We start from the raw sequence: 20,893 nt of genomic DNA, 5'->3' as shown, positions 1-20,893 counted from the left end.
GGGGACATCGAGGACTCCACGATCGTCACCGGCGACGACAACATCCTCGGCAACGACAACCAGGTCGTGAAGGGCAACGGCAACACCACCGCCTTCGGCGAGGGCGACGCCACCAGCACCAACGTGGGCGGGGATGTCACGGTGGGCGACGGCTCGGCCTTCGCCTCCGGCAGCGCGGCCCGGATCGACAACTCCGACAACTCGGTCAACGACTCGGGCAACGACTTCAGCGACAACTCGGTCAACGACTCGCTGAACGACCACAGCGACAACTCGGTCAACGACTCGGGCAACACCGCCGTCGACGCGAGCACCAACGACTCGCTGAACGACCACAGCGACAACTCGGTCAATGACTCGGGCAATACCGCCGTCGACGCGAGCGTCAACGACTCGTTCAACCTGGACGCGCACCTCAGCGCCTGAGTCGCTGCGGCCTGATCGGTCTGGGGATACTCTTCCGTGACGAGGTGACCGGCTCCACCACTCTTCCGAACCCCGGAGGTGGTGGAGCCGGTTTCGTCGTGTAGGCACGACAGGTGCAATCTGGGCGGGGCCGCCGAACGTCGGCGGCCGGCAGCGAGGAGGGCGGTAAGGCAGTGGCGGTTCCGGCAGCTGTCGATCTGGTCGATCTCGCGCTGAAGGCGACGAGCGCCTACCAACGCCCCGACCTCGGCGCCCGGCTGCAGCTGACCCGCAAGCGGCTCGCCGACCCCAACGTCCGGGTACTCATCGTCGGCGAGTTCAAGAAGGGCAAGAGCCAGCTGGTCAACGCGCTGGTCAACGCCCCGGTCTGCCCCGTCGACGACGACATCTCCACGGCCGTGCCGACCGTGGTCCGGCACGCGGAGACGACATCGGTGACGCTGGTGCGCGAATCGGCCACCGACGACGACCGGCCGCCGGAACGCACGGACGTGCCGATCGGCCAGCTGGCCCAGTACGTCTCCGAGGCGGGTAACCCGGCCAACCGCGCGGGGCTCAGCTACGCCGAGGTCGGACTGCCGCGCAAGCTGCTGGCCGGCGGCCTCGTCCTGGTCGACACCCCCGGCGTCGGCGGGCTCGGGTCGGCGCACGGCGCCGCGACCATGTCCGTGCTGCCCAGCGCGGACGCCGTCGTGCTCGTCTCCGACGCCGCCCAGGAGTACACCGCCCCGGAGCTGGAGTTCCTGTCCGCGGCGATGAAGCTGTGCCCCAACGTCGCGTGCGTGGTCACGAAGACCGATCTCTACCCGCATTGGCGGCGCATCCTCGAGATCGACAAGGGCCATCTGGAGAAGGCCGGGATCCGCGCCGACGTCCTCCCGGTGTCCTCGACGCTGCGGCTGCACGCCGCGCAGACCCAGGACACCGCGCTGATGGAGGAGTCCGGGTTCAAGGATCTGATCTCGTTCCTGCTGCGCAAGGTGGTGGCGCGGGCCGACGACCTGGACCGCCGCTCCACCGCCCAGGACGTCCTCGACGTCGCCGAGCAGCTCGCCACGAGCATGAAGGCCGAGCTCTCGGCGCAGGAGGACCCGGAACGCGCCGAGGCCCTCGTCGCCGAGCTGACCAAGGCCAAGTCGCGCGCCGACGCGCTGCGCCAGCGCACGGCGCGCTGGCAGACCACCCTCAACGACGGGGTCGCCGACCTCATCTCCGATATCGACTACGACCTGCGCGACCGGCTGCGCACGATCACCCGCGAGGCCGAGGAGCTCCTCTCCGCCGCCGACCCCGCCGATATCTGGGACCAGTTCGCCGAATGGCTGCATCAGCAGGTGACCTCGGCGGCGTCGGCCAACTTCGTCTGGACCGCTGAGCGCGCCCGCTGGCTGGCCGAGCAGGTGGCCGAGCATTTCGCGGAGGGCGCCGAGATCGCGCTGCCGGAGCTACGGTTCGGCGACACGGGCGAGATGGGCGGGAAGGTGGGCACCCTCGAACAGCCCGAGGACGAGAAGTTCGGCATCGGGCAGAAGCTGTTCACCGGTATGCGCGGCGGCTACGGCGGCCTGCTGATGATCGGGCTGGCCACGAGCTTCGCCGGGATGGCCCTGCTCAACCCGCTCTCGATCGGCGCCGGTCTGCTGTTCGGCGGCAAGACCGTGCGCGACGAGAAGCGCAGGCTGATGCAGCGCAGGCAGGCGGAGGCGAAGAACGCCGTGCGCAGGCACATCGACGAGGTCACCTTCCAGGTGTCCAAGGACTCGCGCGACATGATGCGCCGGATCCAGCGTGACCTGCGCGATCACTTCACCGTGCTGGCCGAGGAGGTCAGCACCTCGCTGTCCGGATCAGTCGCGGCCGCGCAGAGCGCGGTGAAGACCGAGACCTCCGGACGTGAGCGGCGCATCCGCGACCTCAAGGCGGAGCTCGCCCGCATCGACGCGCTGGGCGAGCGGGCCAGGAAGCTGGCGAGCCAGAGCGCACCGACCACCACAGCATCATGACCACCGATACGCTCCCCGTCGCGGAGGCAACGGCATGACACCCTCTGCGTCAAACCCACCCGGCACCGCCATACCGAGCCTGGGCTCGACCGTCCGGGTGCTGCTGCGCCGCACCATCGACACCTACCAGGACAGCCCGGAGGCCGTCGGCTGGTTGCGTCACCATCTCGACCGGTTCGACGAGCCGCTGCGGGTGGCGATCGCCGGCAAGGTCAAAGCCGGCAAGTCCACGCTGCTCAACGCGCTGGTGGGCGAGGAGATCGCGCCCACCGACGCGGGCGAGTGCACCCGGGTCGTCACCTGGTACCAGGACGCGAGGGTGCCGCGGGTGCTGATGTATCCGCGCGGCGCGCCGCCGCGCCAGCTCACGATCCACCGCGAGAACGGCGCGCTGTCGTTCGACCTGCAGAACACCCCGATCGAGGAGGTCGACCGGCTCGTCGTCGACTGGCCGTCGCAGAACCTGCGCTCGACGACGCTCATCGACACCCCGGGAATCGCGTCGCTCTCGGCCGATACCGCGATGCGGGCGCACGCCTTCCTCACGCCGCAGGACTCGCCAACGCAGGCCGACGCGGTCATCTATCTGATGCGCCACATGCACGTGAGCGACGTGCGGTTCCTGGAGTCGTTCTTCGACCAGGGCGTCGCCCGGGCGACCCCCGTCAACACCATCGCCGTGCTGTCGCGGGCCGACGAGATCGGCGTCGGCAGGCTCGACGCGCTCACCTCGGCCCGGCGCATCGCCCGCCGCTACCGCTCCGACGAGAAGTTGCGCGGGCTCTGCCAGACCGTGGTCGCGGTGGCGGGGCTGCTCGCGCAGACCGGACGCACGATGCGTCAGGACGAGTTCGGTGCGCTCGTCTCGCTCGCGGAACTGCCGCGCCCCGATATCGACTCGATGCTGCTGTCTGTTGACCGCTTCGTCCGGCACGACCTGATCACCCCGGACGCCGACACCCGGGCGCGGCTCATCGAGCGGTTCGGGTTGTTCGGGGTCCGGTTGGGCACGACGCTCATCCGTCAGGGGATCACCGACCCGTCCCGGATCGCGGAGGAGCTGGTGCGCCGCAGCGGGCTCGACGAGCTGCGGACGGTGCTGGCCAACCAGTTCACCGAGCGCCGCGACCTGCTCAAGGCCCGGTCCGCGCTGCTCGCCATCGAACTGGTGCTGCAACGCGAACCGCGACCCACGGCGGCCCCGTTGACGGCGGAGGTCGAGCGGATCCTCGCCGGCGCGCACGAGTTCGTCGAGCTGCGCATGCTCTCGGCGTTGCGGGCCGGAGCGGTGAAGCTGCCCCCCGAGGCCATGGAGGACGCCGAGCGGCTGCTCGGCGGCGACGGTGGCTCGGCCGCCGCCCGGCTCGGACTCGACCCGGGGGCCGGCTTCGAGCAGCTGCGCGCCGCAGCGCTCGAGGCGGTGGTGCGCTGGAAACGCCGGGCGGAGAGCCCGCTGTCGAGCCGGGCGACGGCGGACGCGGCCCGGGTGGTCGTCCGCAGCTGCGAGGGCGTGCTCGCCGGGCTGGGCGGCCCTCGCTACTGACGGACCGGCGGTCAGCTCTCCGGGTGACCGACGATCTGGCGCAGATGCGCGAAGAGCTCGCCACGGCTGTTCGATCCGAGCCGCTGGCGCATCCGCGCCACATGGTGCTCGACGGTCTTGGCCGAGATGAACAGCTGCTCGCCGATCTGCTTGTAGGTCAGCCCCTCCAGGACCAGCGCCGCGACCTCCCGCTCCCGGTCGCTCAGCTGGCCGTCCGAACCCTCCTCGGCGGCCTCGGGCTCGGGGGCGGGGGCGGGACGGGTTTTCGCCTGCTCGTCGGGGGAGCCGGTGGGGGTATCGGCCTGCGGGGCCGGGGCCGCCGCGGGCCCGCTGCTCTGCAGGGCGCGGGCGCAACCGAGCAACGCGCTCATCGCCTTGCGGTCGCGGGTGCGGATCGCCGCCTGCCCCGCGAGCTTGCCGCCCTCCCAGGACAGCCCGACGGCATGCAGGCCGCGGGCGGCGGCCTCGACCGCCTCCGGGTCGACGTCGGAGTCCATCAGACGCACCCAGTGCGGCGCGGCCGTGGCCATCGCCGCGGCGTACCGGCTGCCCCCGGCCGCCGCCTCCAGCGCCATCGCGTGCCGCTGCGCGGCCTCCCGGTTCTCGGCCAGGATCGCCGCGTGCAGCTCCGACCAGCGCAGCGGCGCCGACCAGAGTGCCGGATCCCCGAGCCGGGCCAGCAGCGCCGCCGCCTCGTCGAGGTGCGGACGAACCCAGCTCGTCTCGCGCAGCCGGGTGGCGGCGATCGCGAGCTCGCCGAGCGGCTGCAGCACGAACAGGTCCACCGGATGCTGGACGATTGCCGCCCGCGCCCGACCCCAGGCGGGCATCAGCGAGGCGAGATCGCCTGCCCGACGGGTGAGTGCCACCTCGAGCGCGGCGGCGAGCAGCTCGTCGCGCGGTTCCAGCCGGGTGCCCGCCGGGGAGGCCGCGGCCAGCAGGGAACGTGCCGCCGTCGTCGATCCGCGAAACAGCGCGATCCACCCGAGCAGCAGCCGGTGCCGCGCGGCGGCGGCCTTCCCGCCCAGCCGCACCTGTACCGCGCGCTCGAGCACCGACTGCGCGACGTCGAGCTCGCCGCAGTGCACGGCGACCAGCGCGGCGAGCGCCGCCGGAGTGTCGGGCAGCAGCGCCGCCCGGTTGGACGCCTCGAGCAACGCGGCCGCGCGGGCCAGCTGGGAGAGCGCGGCGGTGGGCGAGCCCGCCACGGAGTCGTAGACGCCCTTGCCCATCAGCTCCTCGGCCGACGCGAGCAAGGTCGGCGGGCGGCCGAGCCGTCCCGGAACCGGCGGAAGGCGGCCCGGGGCGGATGCGAGATCACCGGGGCCCGCCGGGGCGGGCGGCCTGGTCAGCAACGCGCGCGCCTCGTCGAGTGCCCCGGTGCCGATCAGTGCGGGGATGGCGAGCAGCGCCGGTTGCCCCGGCGGCTCGGCCGCGGCGCCCATCCACCGGTACAGCTCCGCGCTGCGGCCGAGCAGCCCGCGGTGGGCGAGCACGGCGGCGGCGACGGTCCCGGCGCGGACCGCGTCCTCGGTGTCCACCTCGTCGACGGCGGAGAGTACGTGGTCGGCCTGCGCCAGCGCGAGATCGAGGTCGCCGGCCAGCATGGCCGCCTCCGCCCGGCGCGCGGCCAGCGGCAATGCGGGCGCCCCGGCACGCACCGCCGCCTCGTACAGCTTGCCGGCGAGGACCGACCCGGTCCGAACGGCCTCCCCGGCCCCGGCGACGAACACCTCCGCGGCGCGGGCCCCGCTCGCCTCGGTGTCGAGCATGCCCCTGGCCACCGCGAGCACGCTGCCGCCCCGATCGAGCTCGATCTCGGCGAGGGTGCGGCGCAGCTCGAGACGCCGTGCGGCCGGGGTACGGCGGACGATCGAGGTGGCGAGGAGCGGGGGGAGCTTCCCCTCCGCGGTGAGATACCCCCCGGCCCTGGCCTCCTCGACGAGTTCTTCCACCTCGTCGATGCCGCCGCCGGCGGCGTCGGCAAGCCCGAGCAGCGGAACGAGCACCTCGGCGTCGCGCGGAGCTCCCAGGGCGAGCGCGACGAGCAGCTCGCGGACCCGCCGCTCCAGCCCGTATGCGGCATAGCCCAGCTGCTGGAGAAGAGCGGCGGGCGGTTCGTCCGGGAGTCCACCGGGCTGGCCGAGGCGGGCCCGGTCGGCCGGGCCGACCTGCTCCAGTAACGCCGCGAGCAGCCGGTCGACCAGCGCGGGCAGGCCGCCGGTCTGCTGCAGAACGCGGTCGACCAGCGGCGCCGACGGCCGCTCGCGCAGCAACCGGGCGGCGCGGGCGGCGACGCCGGTGCGGTCGAGCGCACCGAGCACCAGCGGGGACGCGACGACGGCGAGCGCGGCGGCCAGCTCCGGCTCCAGCGGCCACGGCCGGTGCGCGACGACGAGGCGGCGCTCCGGGTCGCTCGACAGCGCACACAGCCTGCGCACCTCGGCGGCGGGCAGAAGGTGCACATCGTCCACGACGAGAACGGCGGCGGGGTCGACGGGCGCGTCCCCGGCCGGTAACGATCGGAGCACCTCGCAGCCCGCGGCGCGGTACACGGCGGCCAGCGTCTCGAGCAGGACGGACTTGCCGTGCCCGGCGGGCGCGACCACGTCGACCCGCCGCGGGACCTGCGGGTCCGCGACCACCTCCCGGTACAGCCGGCGGGCCACGGGCGCCCCCGCCAGAACCCCGTCCGGTTCGGTTCGGTCCTGATCCGGACCGGCCGAGGTTCGGGCCGCCACGCTCACTGCACCCCTCTCGCCAATGGGCGCCTCCGCACCTGGGCGTGCGCGGGCACCCGACCCCACGCGGCGCGCCCGGCGCGACACCGTTCCCGGTTCCGCGCACAGTCTGTCGCCACGTCTCTGCTCGGCCTCACCCGATCGGGATGGGCGGGGCGAGCGTATCGGGTCCGCCTGTTCGAGGATCACCGGTCCGCCGCACACTCCCGTCCCGTGAAGGGCTTTTCGGGCGGCCGCGTGGTCAACCGCTCAGACGGCGAGCAGTTCGGTCGCGGTGAGCCCGCGGGCGTCGAGCATGTCGCGCACCTCGCCGAGGTAGACCGGATTCATCAGCAGCACCGTGCGCGGCCGCCGCCGCGCGAGGTCGTCCGGGCTGCAGATGGGCAACCCGAGCCCACCCATGTAGTGACCCTGCAGCCCCGGGTTGATATCGACGACGGCCCGCACCGCAAGATCCCGCCCGCCCGCCCGCCCGACGACCACGTTCAGGAACGTGAGCCCCTTCGCCCCCCCGCCCCAGACCACGACGGGGTCACCCGCGGCGGCGCGCTCGGCGAGCCAGGCCCGCCAGCGGCCGACCTGCTGCCCGACCCGGTCAGCGAAGTTGTGGCAGGCCGCCCGCAGCGCCCCCAGCTGCTCGTCCGGCAGCACCCTCGGTTCCGCCGGGCGCGTCCCCAGCCGGGCCTCGGCCACGATGTACTGGTCGGAGTAGGTGGTCCGCACCGCGGGATCGTCGAAGCCGAGGCCGCTGAGGAACCCGCCGAACGTGGCCGGGGTGAAGTAGGAGCAGTGCTCGTACTGCAGGTCCCAGAAGGCGCCCTCGTCGAGGATGCGGCCGAGGTCGGGCACCTCCGCGAGCAGCAGCGGGGCACCACCGTGGCGCATCCCGGCCACCACCTCGGTGCCGAAGGTGGCCAGCGCCGGAATGTGCTCGAGCGTATGCCGGCAGACCACCGCGGCCGTGCCCGTTTCGATCATGGGAGCGGCGAAGACCTCCGGCACCGCCCGCAGCCGTCCGGCCAGCTCCGCAGGTACCCGTCCCGGGGTGAAATGCGGGTCGATGCCGGTGACCCGTCCGGCTCCGGCGGCGAGCAGCGCCGCGGCGAAGTCGCCGGCCCCGCAGCCGATCTCGACGAGGTCGCGTCCGGTCAGGTCGAACCGGGTCAGCCAGTCCTTGGTGATCTCCTCGGCATAGGCGGCGAACCGGGGGGAGTGGTGCTGGGACTCCTCGTGGTGGCCGGTGTAGTCGAGCAGGCGCTCCTCGAAGGACCGGTTGAACACCAGCCCGCACCGTTCGCACAGCACGAGCACCTGGTCCCCGACCGGGACCGCCCGCGCCTCCTGCGGGTCGGGCAGCACCGCGGTGCCGTGCACGGGCAGACCGGGGAGGGAGAAGAAGGGGTCCGGGGAAACGGCGTCGCACGCCGGGCAGCGGGTCAGCACGGTTCACCCTAGAACGCGGCCCGGATCAGCGCGGCGGGCCCTGCGGATCGGTGGAGGTCTCGGCCGGTGCGCCGCCGGTGCCGAGCAGGCGCTGCCACACCCGCGGTGTCACGACGTCCGGGACGCTCTCGGTCCCGCGCCGCGCCGCCAGTACCGCGACGGCGCGCTCGGCGTCGCCGCCCTCGTCGCGGCGCACCGGACGGGCCAGTACCGGCCAGGTCTCGCCGCCGATCATCCCGACGTTCTCGGCATCGGTCAGCTCCTGGAAGCGGAGCACGGCGGCGGCGGTCAGCCGGTCGTAGCGTCCGCTGGGCACCACGTCGCGCATCCCGGCGGCGCGCAGCAGGTACTGGGCGGCCTGCACCTGTGGCCCGCGGTCCCCGGGGCGCAGCAGGGGCCACGACTCCTTGTGGGCGGCGCCACCCTCCAGCCGCTGCCCCAGCCCGCCGGCGACCTCGGTGCGCAGCCGCGGCAGCATGCCGTAGAGCCGGTCACCGGGGCAGGCGGTGTTCTTGAAGTCGCGGTGGCCGTAGATCTCGGTCGGTGGGATGCCGTACTGGGAGCAGAGGTGGACGCACAGCGCGCGCAGGCTGTCCCAGAGCGCGCCGGGCGGGTCCACGTCGAGGTAGGTGCCCTCGTTCTCGATGCCGACGGCGACGACGTTCTGTCCGGTGCAGTGGGCGCCCTCGACCTGGCGCTGCCCGATCCGCAGGACCTCGAGGCTGCGATGGCGCCCCTCCAGCACGAAACCGCCGCGGCTGATCGTGAAGTGCTGCCCGGTGTCCAGCCAGCCGCGGACGTCCATGTGGAAGTTCTGGATAGCCCGCGCCAGCGAGTCGGCGGCGCGTCGACTCTGGTCGGCGACGTTCGGGGTGGCGGTGTGGTGCACCAGGATCTTCACCGGCCGCTGGTTCCAGATCGGCACGATGGCGCTGTTCGGGCGGGCACCCCAACCCGCGCAGTCGATGATCGGCCGATCGCTCAGCGCCCACGCCGTACCGCTCCCGATCGTGCTGCCGGCGAGCCCGGTTCCGGCCAGCGTCAGGCCGCCGATCAGGAAGCCCCGCCGCGAAACACCACGTCGAGCCACGGTTCCCCCCGTGTGTGTCCGAACGGTCTCATCAGCACCATTCACCACATGCGGCTCGTACACAACCGAGGAATCCGAAAAGGGGGGCAGGACCTCGCCGCACGCCGGCTTGCCGTAGTTACTGACGAGTAATATACTCCAAGTAAGTTACCGGTGAGTAGGCTGTTGTCCGAGACGGTCGGCCGGACGAGCGGGAATGGCGGTGACGGTGGTGGGCCACTTCAGGAGCAACCTGCGCGACCTCGAGTTCAACCTGTTCGAAGTGTTCCGGGTGCAGGACCGGCTGGGGTCGGGTCCGTTCGAAGGGGTCGACGTCGACACCGTGCGCGGCGTGCTCACCGAACTCAACACCGTCGCGACCGGGCCGCTCGCCGAATCCTTCGCCGACGGCGACCGCAACCCGCCCGTCTTCGACCCGGCGACCCATTCGGTCACGCTGCCGCAGTCGGTGAAGGACGCCTACCGGCTGCTCTGGGACGGCGAGTGGTGGCGGCTCGGCCTGCCCAGCGAGCTCGGCGGCTACGGCATCCCGCCGTCGGTGCAGTGGGCGGCGGCCGAGCTGATCCTCGGTTCGAACCCGGCGATCTTCATGTACATGGCCGGACCGAGCTTCGCCGCCGTCGTCCACCGCAACGGCACCGAGCAGCAGAAGCGATGGGCCCAGATCATGATCGAGCGCGGCTGGGGGGCCACCATGGTCCTCACCGAGCCCGACGCCGGTTCCGACGTCGGCGCGGGGCGCGCCAAGGCGGTCCGGCAGGCCGACGGCAGCTGGCACCTCGACGGGGTGAAGCGCTTCATCACCTCGGCCGAGCAGGACATGACCGAGAACATCCTGCACCTGGTGCTGGCCCGCCCCGAGGGACCGGGGATCGAGCCGAAGCCCGGCACCAAGGGCCTTTCGCTGTTCCTCGTACCGAAGTTCCACTTCGACCCCGAGACCGGCGAGCCGGGCGAGCGCAACGGCGTCTTCGTCACCAACGTCGAGCACAAGATGGGCCTCAAAGCCTCCACGACCTGCGAGCTGACCTTCGGCCAGCGCGGGGTGCCCGCGGTGGGCTGGTTGCTCGGCGAGGTGCACGACGGCATCGCGCAGATGTTCCAGGTCATCGAGTACGCGCGGATGATGGTCGGCACGAAGGCCATCGGCACACTCTCGGCCGGCTACCTCGCCGCGCTGGAGTACGCCAAGGAGCGCGTGCAGGGCGCCGACCTGACCAGGATGCTCGACAAGACCGCGCCGCGGGTGACGATCATGCACCACCCGGACGTCCGGCGCATCCTCATGCTGCAGAAGGCCTACGCCGAGGGGCTGCGCGCCGTGTACACCTACGCCGCGACCTTCCAGGACCAGATCCGACTCGGCGGTGACACCGCGCTCGCCGAGAAGGTCAACGATCTGCTGCTGCCGATCGTCAAGGGCGTGGGCTCGGAGCGCGCGACCGAGATGCTGCTGCTGTCGCTGCAGACCCTCGGCGGTTCCGGCTACCTGCAGGACTACCCCATCGAGCAGTACATCCGCGACTCGAAGATCGACTCGCTCTACGAGGGCACCACGGCGATCCAGTCGCTGGACTTCCTGTTCCGCAAGATCGTCCGGGACAACGGCCAGGCCCTGGCGCACGTGGCGGGCGAGATCCAGGGATTCATCGAGGCCGAGACCGGCGACGGCAGGCTCAAGGAGGAGCGAGCGTTACTCTCCGCGGCGCTCGCCGACGTGCAGGCCATGCTCGGTGCGTTGACCGGCTGTCTGATGGCGTCGGCGCAGGATCCGTCGAACCTGTACAAGGTCGGCCAGCACACCGTCCGGCTGCTGATGGCCGTCGGTGACCTGCTGATCGGCTGGCTGCTGCTGCGCCAGGCCGACGTCGCGCTCACCGCGCTCGGCGATCAGCTGTCGGAACGGGACAAGGCGTTCTACGAGGGCAAGCTCGGCGCCGCCCGATTCTTCGCCAAGACGGTGCTGCCGCAACTCTCCGCGCAGCGCGCGATCGTCGAGAACACCGACAACGCGCTGATGGAGCTGTCGGAAAGCGCCTTCTAAACCCGCCCGGTGAGTGCGTAACAGTGTTAGAACACTGTTACGCACTCACCGGCGGGCGTCAGCCCGCAATATAGGAGTGCAGCTGCTCGCGTTCCTCCTCGAGCGAGTCGATGCGAGCCTTGACCAGGTCGCCGATGCTGACGATGCCGCGCAGCTGGTCGTCGACGACGACGGGTAGATGGCGGATCCGGCGCTCGGTCATGATCCGCGCCAGGTCCACGGCGCTGTCGGTGGGCGAGCAGGTCACCACGTTCACGGTCATGATCTTCGTGACGGACAGCTCCAGCAGAGCGGGGCCGTGCTGGTAGAGCCGGCGCACCACGTCGCGTTCGGAGACGATTCCGACCAGCTGTCCGTTGTCCACCACCGGTAGCGCACCGTAGTTGGTCTCGGCGAGCCGAGCGATGACATCACCGACCGTCGCCGACGGCCGGACCGTCGTCACCGTATCGCCCTTGGTCCGCAGGACGTCCGCGATTCGCATCCGACCCCCCGATCCTCGATTCATGTCGTGAGGTCGAGGATACGAACTGTGAGCTAGATCTCGGAAGACCCTAGCCACGACCGGACGAATCGGACAGCAGTCTCAGCCTCCGCACACGACGATCGGCGACGGGTTGTACTTGACCGTGCGCGTCTCGCTGCGGGTCGCGCCGGTCTGCAGGTTGCGCAGGGTGCGGGTGTCGGTCGCGGTGAAGCCGGGCGCACCCTGGCTCGGGCTGCACGGCTTGCCCGCAGGGATCGTCACCGTACTGGGCGGCGTCTGGTTCGTCCGCGGCCCGGTGGTCGAGGTGACCTCGTAGCGCTTGGTTCCGAACATCTTGACGGTGAGGTTGCGCGGGGTCCAGATCGTCTGGATCAGCACGCCGGTCGGACCGTCGTTGCGGAACTTCAGGTCGATGACGTTGTCGAAGACCGTCGCCTCGCGCGCCACCGGGTAGCGGCTGATGTAGTAGCTGTGCTCCTTGTGCGCGACATCCACCATCCCGGCGAAGTACGCCGCGTTGTAGAGCGTGGTGGCCACCTGCGAGACACCGCCACCGACGCCGCGCGCCGGGTGCCCGTCCTCGATGATCCCGGCCTCGACATAGCCGTTGGCCCGGTTGCGGGGATTGGTGACGGCATTGAGGCTGAGGGTCTCGCCCGGTTTCACGATCGTGCCGTTGATCTGCTCGGCAGCCCGGCGGATGTTGCGCCCGGAGTCGGCCGCGAACCCGCCGGTCGTGAACGAACTGATCTCGCCGACGATGCCCAGCTTGTTGAGCTCGTCGGTGGTGAGCTTGGCCGGCTGGTCGGCGTAGACCGCGGTGACCTGACGGGGACTGTTCTTGCTGGTCAGCACGGTGAGTAGGTCCTTGAACGTGGCGTCGTAGTCGACGCCACGGCCGTCCTGCGACGGGACGACGACGGGTGATCCCGAGGAGAAGTCGATCGAGGCGTCCCTGCCCGGCTTCTCGGTGCTCGCGAGCTGCGGTTTCACCGCGTCGGTCACGGTCTCAATGTTGATCTCCGGCACCAGTTTGGGAGAGCCCTCGGGGTCGGCGCGGAAGCTGAGCGCCGACGCGATGGCCGTCGGCGTCAGGGTGGCCTGCGCACCCTCACCGGTGATGGTCACAGGAGCGGACACGGCGGGTACGGCGACGGTGTCGATGGCCTGCTGCACGTCATCGACGGTGGTGGCCGCGGGCAACGGGATCAGCGGCAGATCGACCGGACGGCCGCTCGCCCAGTCGCGCTCGAGCACTTTGACCGCGGCGGCCACGTCGAGCTTGCGGCCGTCGACGGGTTCCACCGGAATCGGCGTGGTGCCCTCGAAGCGCACGTTGCCTTCCGTCGGCGGCGTGTCCACCAGCGGTGCGAGTTGCTCCATCGCGGTGGTCACCGACCGCTCGTCCGCCGTATTGACGACGCCGACCTCGCGGGTGGTGAAGAACGAGGTGATCCGCGTGATCGGGTTGAGGGGCTGCGACCCGGCCTGATCCAATGTGGCGGTCCAGTCGACCTTCAGACCCGCGGTGCGCGGATCGATCTCGCTCTGGACCTCGCCCGCGGTGACCGTGACGGGCTGCGTGGTCCGGGGCCCGATCGCCGCGCGCAACTGCTGCTCGGCATCGGCCCGGCTCAGGCCGCCGACCTCCAGTCCGGCCACCTTGACCCCGCGCGGCACGCTGCCGAGGCTGAGCAGCACGTCGGCGGTGTACAGCACGGCGAGCAGGCCGACGACCGCGGCACCGATCAGCAGCCGCTTCCGCCGCCGTGGACGTCCGGCGGCACCGGCCGGGGGGCGGCCGGTCGGTGGCATCTGGATCCGCTCGGTCGGCTGTTCGACGCCGCCCGCGGCGCGGGCGACGATCCGGTCGGTCGGCTGCTCGGTCCGCGCCGGGCCGGTTGCCGCGCTGACCGGGATCACCTGCGTCGCCGCGACGTCCCACGGCCCGCCCACCGGAGCCGCGCCCGGCCGTGCCGGAGCTCCCGGGGTACGGCCGGCCTGCGAGCCGACGGCGGCGAAGGTCTGGGTGGGCTGCTCGTCGGGCGCGCGCGCGGCGGGAGTGGCTGATCCCTGCGGTGCGGCCGGTGCGGCCGCGGCTGAAGCGGCGGATCCGGCCGGTGCCGGTGGGGCCGCCGCCGGTGCGGAAGCATCAGACGGTGTCGCTTCGGATGCGTCGCCGTCGAGGCACGGACCCGCGGCAGCGTCCGCGGCCGAGCCGGAATCGGCGGCGGCACCGCGATCCTCGGCGGCCTCGCCGACCGTGGCGCGCTCCTCGGAGCCGTCGCCGTTCGCAGCATCGGCGGTGGGCCGGTTGCCGGCGGGCGCCGGGGCGCCGGGGTCCGCGGATTCGGTGGCCACCGCCTCGGACGCCGCCGGTTCCGCCGGGGCCGCGGATGCCTTGCCCGGATCGGTCCCGCCGGGCTCGGCCGCCGCCTGCCGGGTTTCCTGGACAGCCTCCTTGCCGGGGGCGCTGCCGGCAGGCGCCGTGACGTCGGTCGTCACGTCGGCCGAATCAGGCTGCGGACCCCCCTCGGTCTCGGCTGCCGATGTCGGGCGCTGCGTCACCTCGCCGGGCGAGGCATGGCGCTCGGGCATGAACTCCGTTTTCCCCTCTTCACCGCACACTCGGCCGGGCCGAGCCGAACCGTCAGAGATACAGGCCGGTTCCGTGCTCGGTGCGCTCCGCAGCGACCGCGTGCAGGTCCCGCTCCCGCATGACCAGGTAGCCGACCCCCTGCACCTCGACCTCGTACTGGTCGTCCGGACTCAGCAGCACCCGATCGCCCACCTTCACGGTGCGCACGTGGTGACCGACCCCGAAGACCTCTCCCCATATCAGACGCTTGGCAACCTGTGCGGTTGCAGGGATCACGATCCCCGCGCTGCTCCGCCGCTCGCCGGTGCCCTCGACGGTGCGGACCATCACGCGGTCGTGCAGCATCTGGATCTCGAGGCGTGGGTCCGGCACCGGGCTGATGCTACGGGCCGACGACGAGGCTTCGTGCGCCGCCCGCCACCCGGCTGACCCGGCGCGGAGCCTCGGCACATGGAATGCCCCGCGAAGCTGCCAGGTCGGGGGTCCGACAGCGCCGCGGGGCTATCAGCTAGTCGGCCGCAGAGGCGGGCACGTTACGTTACAGCGCCATCCTTTGGGATTTCACTCTTTCGGAGCAACAGGAGTGTGCCCAGCGATCACGGGCTGGTCGACGCAACCGCTGATCGCGCATCCTGTCAACGAGGATGCGCGAGGCAAGGGGTTGGACACGCATGTTTGCCGGATTCCACCCGCATGACGTGGAGGTCGAGGGGGCGGTCATCCGCGCCAGGGTCGGCGGGGACGGCACGCCGTTGCTGCTCCTCCACGGCTACCCGCAGACGCACGCCATGTGGCATCCCGTCGCGGCACAGCTCGCCAGAACCCACACGGTGGTGGCGACCGATCTACGTGGATACGGCGACTCGAAGGCGCACAACGAGGACTTCACCTTCCGCACCATGGCCAATGATCAAGTGCGGGTGATGGACCGGCTGGGCTTCGCCACCTTCGACGTCGTCGCCCACGACCGAGGCGCCCGCACAGCTCATCGGATGGCTCTCGACCATCCCCGACGCGTGGCGTCGGTGGCGCTGCTCGACATCCTGCCGACCCTCGACGTGTGGCGGCTCATGGACAGCTGGCTCGCCCTGCGCTACTACCACTGGCTGTTTCTCGCCCAGCCGGGCGACATGCCTCGACGGATGATCTGCCACGACCCCGTCCTGTTTCTGCACGCCGCGCTCGGCGGCCTCGGCGGTCCACTGGACGTCTTCGCCCCCGAGGCGCTGGCCGCCTACGAGGAGGCTGCCCGGAACCCGGAGGTGGTCAAGGCCTGGTGCCTTGACTACACGGCCGCCGCCGGACCCGACCGCGAGCACGACGAGGCGGACCGGGGGCGGACCATCGACGTCCCCGCGCTCATTCTCTGGGGAACACGGGGGGTTGTCGGAGCGCAGTGCGATCCTCTCGACGCATGGCGAGCTCACTTCCCACGAGCCATCGGTCGGAGCATCGACGCTGGGCACTTTCTCGTCGAGGAACGGCCCGATGAGGTGCTTGCCGCGGTCACCGAGCACCTGGACGGGGCGGCCCGATGACCCGTATCCCGACCGCCGCCGACGTTGTCGAGGCCATCGCCCGCATCACGCGTGCGTGAGCAGGTAGCGGCCGAAATGCGGGACGGTGAAGGCGATCTGGCCGCGCTGCGCGGAGAACACGAGACCCTTTTTCAACAGGCTGTCCCGCGCGGGTGAGAGCGATGAGGCCCGGCGCGAGAGGTGCTCGGCGATCCCGGAGGTGACGACCGGCTCGTCGCGGCCGTCGGTCAGTTCGGCCATGGCCCGCAGGTACTCCCGCTCGGCGGGCGTGGCCCGCTCGAACCGCGATCCGAAGAACCCGACGGCGAGCTCGGCCTCGGCCTCGGGCGCCGCCAACGCAACATCGGTAGCGGTGATCGGATTGACCGGGGCCGCGTCCCAGGCGGCCTTGCCGTAGGCCTGGACGAAGTAGGGGTAGCCGCCCGAGCGCTCGTACAGCGCCTCGAGCGCCTCGTCCTCGAACCCGGCGTCCTCCCGCCGGGCCGGGGCGAGCAGGGCGACGTCGGCGTCGGGCCGGTTGAGCTGGCCGATGCGGGCGTAGGTGAACAACCGTTCCGAATACGACTTCGACGCCGAGAGCACCGCGGGCAGATGCGGCAGCCCGGCCCCGACGACCACGAGCGGCGCGCGTGACTGCGACAGCTCGTGGCATGCCGCGCACAGCGCCGAGATGTCGTCGGGACGCAGGTCCTGCATCTCGTCGATGAGCAGCGCGACCCCGGTGCCGACGTCGGCCGCGAGCTCGGCGACGTCGGTGAACAGCTCGACGAGATCGATCTCGATATCGCCGGAGTCGGCCCGCCCGTTCTTGACCGGGACATCGATGCCGGGCTGCCAGCGGTCCCGCAGCTTCGCCCCGTCGGGGGCCGAGCGCAGCGCGAAGGCCTTCAGCACGCCGAGCACGTCGTCGACCCGGTCGGGGGCGCGGTGCCGCACGGCGAGGTCGCGGATGGCGCGGTGCAGCGCGGCGGACAGCGGGCGGCGCAGGTCGGCCTCGGGCCGGGCCTCGATCTTGCCGGCCCCCCAGCCGCGGTGCAGCGCCATCGATCGCAGCTCGCCCAGCAGCACCGTCTTCCCGACACCACGGAGCCCGGTGAGCACCAGGCTGCGCTCGGGGCGTCCGCGCGCGACGCGCTCGAGCACGATCTCGAACGCGTTCACCTCCCTGTCCCGCCCGGCCAGCTCGGGGGGCCGCTGACCGGCACCGGGAGCGAAGGGGTTGCGCACCGGGTCCATGGATCGAACGGTATCCGGCCGTCTTGACCAAGTCCTAGATTTCGCCATCAACCTCGATGCCGTGTCGTCGGTCGGCCGGTCTATCGCCGTCCGGTACTGGACATAGGGATCGATAGACGAGGCGATCCGGCGTCCTGATCGCACTTTCTACGGCGGCCTAGCATATCTGCTAGACACCGACATTCGCCCCGATCTGGTTCTCTGGAGCGATGAGCGTCGACGGATCCGAGATCGTGACCGAGGGAACCGGCTGGCACGAACAGCTCGCCGACCGCGCCGAGATCGACGTCAGCTTCTCGGCGACCGGACGGAACCGGACGAGCGCCGTACGCGACCTCGGGCGGGCGATGGCCGCGGCCGAACCGGCGCTGTCGCGACCCGGGGTGAAGGTCCGCAGCCGCCGGCTGTGGGTGCGGACCGAGTGGCGCGGGAGGCGGTCCGCGGGTTGCCGCGCCGGGGAGGATGTCGCGCTGCTCGTCACCGACGTGCCGGCGCTCGAGGACGTCCTGAACGCGCTGATCGCCGCGGAGCCCACCGCGCTGAACGGTCCGCACTGGACCCTCGACGACCCGTCGGCGGCGCTGCGGACCGCGCAGCACAACGCGGTGGCCGACGCCCGGCGCCGCGCCGAGGGCTACGCGGCGGCGCTGGGCGGCACGCTCGGCACGTTGCGCCGGCTCGTGGAGGCACCCGACCACGGTGCGCCGGTGGCCTTTCGGATGGCGCACGCCGAGGCGGCCGTCGATGTGCAGGAGCTCGGGCTCGAACCCGAGCCGGTGCGCGTCACCGCACGCTGCACGGCGACCTGGGCGCTGGGCTGAACCGGGTCAGGAACCCCCGCATGGCGACCGGTCGGCCGGATCGACGATCTCGCCCTCGATCACGGGCGGCGGCGCGGACCCGGCCGCCCCGGTCGCCTGCTCGTCCACCACCTCGCCGTCGACGACCGTTGAATCCGACCGGATCCGCGCGGCCTTCAGCTCGGGATTGCGCCGCTCCGCGGCCCGCACCAACCGCCGCCGGACCAGCGCCCGGGTGGGCGGCAGCACCAGCAGCAGCCCGGCCAGGTCGGTCACCAGCCCGGGCACGAACAGGAGCAGGCCACCGATCGCGACCAGCATGCCGTCGGTGAGCTCCGCGTGCGCCACTCGCCGATGCAGCATCGCCTCCTGCAACGCCCGCACGGCCCGGACACCCTGGCGCCGGGCGAGCCAGAGCCCCAGCACGGAACCCACGAGCAGCACCAACAGCGTCCAGCCCGCGCCGATCCAGGAACCGAGCGCAACGAGCGCGACGATCTCGACAACGAGGTACAGCAGCACGAACGGCATACCCGTACAACGAGCGAACCGCCGTTGGTGATCCCGGGCCCGATCACCAGGTCAGCGCGACCCCCGGATCCTCCAGCAGAGCACCCACATCAGCCAGGAACCGCGAACCCTGCTCGCCGTCGACCAGCCGGTGGTCGAAGGACAGCGCGAGCTGGCAGACCGTCCGCACCGCGAGTTCACCGTCGACCACCCAGGGTGTCGGTTTGATCGCTCCGACGGCGAGGATCGCGGCCTCACCGGGATTGATGATCGGCGTCCCGGTGTCGACCCCGAACACGCCCACGTTGGTGATCGTGAACGTGCCGCCCACCAGGTCGGCGGGCGGCGTCGTCCCGGCCCTGGCGGTCTCGGTCAGCTCGGCGAGCGCGGTCGCCAGCCCATGCAGGTCGAGCGTGTCCGCGTCGCGGATCTTGGGAACGATCAGCCCCCGCGGGGTGGCCGCCGCGATGCCGAGCTGCATCCGGTCGTAGTAGACGATCTCGCCCGCCGCGTCGTCCCAGTGCGCGTTGACCTGGGGGGTGCGTCGCGCTGCCAGGCACACCGCCTTGGCCACGAACGCCAGCGGGGTGAGCTTCACGCCGCTGAACTGCCGGGACCCGCGCAGCCGGTCGCGCAGCGCCATCGTCGCGGTGACGTCGACGGCGAGGAACTCGGTGACGTGCGGTGCGGTGAAGGCGCTCGACACCATCGCCGCCGCGGTCGCCCTGCGAACCCCGCGGATCGGCTCGCGCCGCACCCCTCCTGTCCCGGCGGCCGGGGCGGGCTCGTGGGTCGCGGCCGCCTCGACGTCCTCGCGGGTGACGATCCCGCCGGCTCCGCTGCCGGGCACGGAGCGCAGGTCGACGCCGAGGTCGCGGGCGAGCTTGCGGACCGGCGGCTTGGCCAGGGGAACGGCCTCGCCATGATCGCCGGTTGGGCGGCCGGAGCCGCGGATTTCGCGGTCGGCGGCTCCCGAACGGCGATCTTGGACCGGAGGGGCCACCGGCTGCCCGGCGTCCGGGCTCGGCGCGGTTTCCGGGCTCGGCGCGGCGTCCGCGTGCCGCGCGCGGCCGGGAGCCGGGCGGCGGGGGCGGCGCGCCACCGTGCCCTGCCGGGGCCCGTAGCCGACCAGGGTGGCGATCCGCCCACCCGCCCCGGCCTCGCCGATGACCGGACCGCCGGCGGGCGCAGCCTCCCCGGAGGTCGCAGCCGTCTCGGCGGCCTCGATCGTGATGATCGGGGTGCCGACCTCGACGGTCTGCCCCGGCTGGGCGAGCAGCTCGCCGACGGTCCCGGCGAACGGGGAGGGCAGCTCGACGGCGGCCTTCGCCGTCTCGATCTCGACGAGGACCTGGTTGACAGCGACCTCATCCCCAGGCGCCACCCGCCAGGCGATCACCTCGGCCTCGGTCAGCCCCTCGCCGACGTCCGGCATCCGGAACTCGCGCCGCATGCGCATCACCATGCCAGCGCCCGGTCCACACCGTCGAGCACCCGGTCGAGGTCGGGCAGGTAGTCGTCCTCGCACTTCGACGGCGGGTACGGCGTGTCGAACCCGGTCACCCGCAGTACCGGCGCCTCCAGCGAGTAGAAGCACTCCTGCTGCACCCGGGCCGCGACCTCCGCCGTCACGGATGCCTCGGACGGGGCCTCGGAGACGACCACGAGCCGCCCGGTGCAGCGCACCGACTCGAACACCGGACCCAGGTCGAGCGGGGACAGCGTCCGCAGGTCGATCACCTCGAGGTCGAGCCCGTCGGCCTGCGCCGCGGTGGCGGCGTCCAGGCAGGTGCGCACGAGCGGCCCGTAGCAGGCGATGGTCACGGACGTTCCTGCCCGCAGCACCTTCGAGGAGAACAGCGGGGGCGGCGTCGCGTCCGGGTCGACCTCACCCTTCTCCCAGTACCGCCGCTTCGGCTCGAAGAAGAGCACCGGGTCGTCGCAGGCGATCGCCTGCTGGATCATCCAGAAGGCGTCGGACGGATTCGAGCACGCGACCACCTTCAAGCCCGCGACGTGCGCGAACAGCGACTCCGGCGACTCGCTGTGGTGCTCGACCGCGCCGATCCCGCCGCCGAACGGGATGCGCACGACGACCGGCATCGGGACCTTGCCCTGCGACCGGAACCGCATCTTGGCCAGCTGGGAGACGATCTGATCGAAGCCGGGGAAGACGAAGCCGTCGAACTGGATCTCGCACACCGGACGGAACCCGCGGATCGCGAGACCGACCGCGGTGCCGATGATCCCGGACTCCGACAGCGGGGTGTCGAGCACGCGCTGCTCGCCGAAGTCCTTCTGCAGCCCGTCGGTGACCCGGAAGACGCCGCCCAGCTTGCCGACGTCCTCGCCCATGACGAGAACCTTGGGGTCGCGTTCCATCGCGGCGCGCAGGCCGTCGGTGAGCGCCCTCGCCAGCGTCAGGTTGACCAT

15 protein-coding genes and 1 pseudogene are annotated in these 20,893 nt (G+C 71.8%); 6 read left to right on the top strand and 10 right to left on the bottom strand.

All coding sequences use genetic code 11. The annotated features are described in order from the left end of the window. The 3 genes and pseudogenes from G567_RS31625 to G567_RS0125835 form a co-directional block, all read left to right on the top strand. Positions 1-426: pseudogene (locus G567_RS31625) on the top strand (hypothetical protein); the annotation flags it as partial. A gap of 173 nt (positions 427-599) precedes the next feature. Further along, positions 600-2,429, top strand: coding sequence for a dynamin family protein (locus G567_RS31620; protein ID WP_037058263.1), 1,830 nt, complete (start codon positions 600-602; stop codon positions 2,427-2,429). A gap of 34 nt (positions 2,430-2,463) precedes the next feature. Continuing rightward, positions 2,464-3,972: a dynamin family protein gene (locus tag G567_RS0125835; RefSeq protein WP_051233574.1), complete on the top strand. Its 1,509-nt coding sequence runs from the start codon at positions 2,464-2,466 to the stop codon at positions 3,970-3,972. Between the two features lie 11 nt (positions 3,973-3,983). Here the strand turns inward: G567_RS0125835 and G567_RS0125830 are convergent, their stop codons facing one another. The 3 genes from G567_RS0125830 to G567_RS31615 all read right to left on the bottom strand — a co-directional run bounded on the left by G567_RS0125830 (position 3,984) and on the right by G567_RS31615 (position 9,246). Beyond that, positions 3,984-6,641 carry a helix-turn-helix transcriptional regulator gene (locus tag G567_RS0125830; protein ID WP_147201339.1) on the bottom strand — a complete coding sequence of 886 codons (2,658 nt, stop codon included), beginning with the start codon at positions 6,639-6,641 and terminating at the stop codon, positions 3,984-3,986. A 321-nt stretch (positions 6,642-6,962) separates the two neighbouring features. Next, complete coding sequence (locus G567_RS0125825) at positions 6,963-8,156, bottom strand: methyltransferase domain-containing protein (protein WP_028932175.1); 1,194 nt, start codon at positions 8,154-8,156, stop codon at positions 6,963-6,965. A 25-nt stretch (positions 8,157-8,181) separates the two neighbouring features. Further along, the gene (locus tag G567_RS31615; RefSeq protein ID WP_051233572.1) at positions 8,182-9,246 is read right to left on the bottom strand and encodes a peptidoglycan recognition protein family protein; all 1,065 of its coding nucleotides are present in this window, start codon (positions 9,244-9,246) and stop codon (positions 8,182-8,184) included. 211 nt (positions 9,247-9,457) lie between these two features. Between G567_RS31615 and G567_RS0125815 the strand changes: the two genes are divergently transcribed. Next, the gene (locus G567_RS0125815; protein WP_028932174.1) at positions 9,458-11,290 is read left to right on the top strand and encodes an acyl-CoA dehydrogenase; all 1,833 of its coding nucleotides are present in this window, start codon (positions 9,458-9,460) and stop codon (positions 11,288-11,290) included. Positions 11,291-11,348: 58 nt separating this feature from the next. Here the strand turns inward: G567_RS0125815 and G567_RS0125810 are convergent, their stop codons facing one another. From G567_RS0125810 to G567_RS0125800, 3 genes are all read right to left on the bottom strand, one after another. After that, a complete protein-coding gene (locus G567_RS0125810) occupies positions 11,349-11,774 on the bottom strand; it encodes a CBS domain-containing protein (RefSeq protein WP_028932173.1) in 426 nt (141 codons plus the stop codon). A 102-nt stretch (positions 11,775-11,876) separates the two neighbouring features. Further along, positions 11,877-14,282: a VanW family protein gene (locus tag G567_RS0125805; protein WP_245585804.1), complete on the bottom strand. Its 2,406-nt coding sequence runs from the start codon at positions 14,280-14,282 to the stop codon at positions 11,877-11,879. Positions 14,283-14,427: 145 nt separating this feature from the next. Then, positions 14,428-14,748, bottom strand: a complete 321-nt coding sequence (locus tag G567_RS0125800) for a GroES family chaperonin (RefSeq protein ID WP_028932171.1) — start codon at positions 14,746-14,748, stop codon at positions 14,428-14,430. A 299-nt stretch (positions 14,749-15,047) separates the two neighbouring features. Between G567_RS0125800 and G567_RS0125795 the strand changes: the two genes are divergently transcribed. After that, positions 15,048-15,914: an alpha/beta fold hydrolase gene (locus tag G567_RS0125795; protein WP_028932170.1), complete on the top strand. Its 867-nt coding sequence runs from the start codon at positions 15,048-15,050 to the stop codon at positions 15,912-15,914. 45 nt (positions 15,915-15,959) lie between these two features. Here G567_RS0125795 and G567_RS0125790 read toward each other — a convergent pair whose 3' ends face one another. Continuing rightward, positions 15,960-17,150, bottom strand: a complete 1,191-nt coding sequence (locus tag G567_RS0125790) for an ATP-binding protein (RefSeq protein ID WP_028932169.1) — start codon at positions 17,148-17,150, stop codon at positions 15,960-15,962. Positions 17,151-17,359: 209 nt separating this feature from the next. On the opposite strand from G567_RS0125790, the gene G567_RS0125785 reads away from it, so the two are divergent. Then, positions 17,360-17,971: an SIMPL domain-containing protein gene (locus G567_RS0125785; RefSeq protein WP_037058260.1), complete on the top strand. Its 612-nt coding sequence runs from the start codon at positions 17,360-17,362 to the stop codon at positions 17,969-17,971. Between the two features lie 6 nt (positions 17,972-17,977). Here the strand turns inward: G567_RS0125785 and G567_RS0125780 are convergent, their stop codons facing one another. From G567_RS0125780 to G567_RS0125770, 3 genes are read right to left on the bottom strand one after another with little or no spacing between them, the layout of a single operon-like run. Beyond that, positions 17,978-18,481 carry an FxsA family protein gene (locus G567_RS0125780; RefSeq protein ID WP_028932167.1) on the bottom strand — a complete coding sequence of 168 codons (504 nt, stop codon included), beginning with the start codon at positions 18,479-18,481 and terminating at the stop codon, positions 17,978-17,980. Positions 18,482-18,524: 43 nt separating this feature from the next. After that, entirely contained in the window at positions 18,525-19,919 is a 1,395-nt protein-coding gene (locus G567_RS0125775) for a dihydrolipoamide acetyltransferase family protein (RefSeq protein WP_028932166.1), read from the bottom strand. Next, a complete protein-coding gene (locus G567_RS0125770; protein WP_028932165.1) occupies positions 19,919-20,893 on the bottom strand; it encodes an alpha-ketoacid dehydrogenase subunit beta in 975 nt (324 codons plus the stop codon). Before G567_RS0125770 ends, G567_RS0125775 begins: the two co-directional genes overlap by 1 nt.

Origin of the sequence: Pseudonocardia asaccharolytica DSM 44247 = NBRC 16224 (genome assembly GCF_000423625.1) — a bacterium.
Lineage (GTDB): Bacteria > Actinomycetota > Actinomycetes > Mycobacteriales > Pseudonocardiaceae > Pseudonocardia > Pseudonocardia asaccharolytica.
The sequence above is the reverse complement of the archived record's forward strand: the minus strand, read 5'-3'. Positions and strand labels throughout refer to the sequence as shown.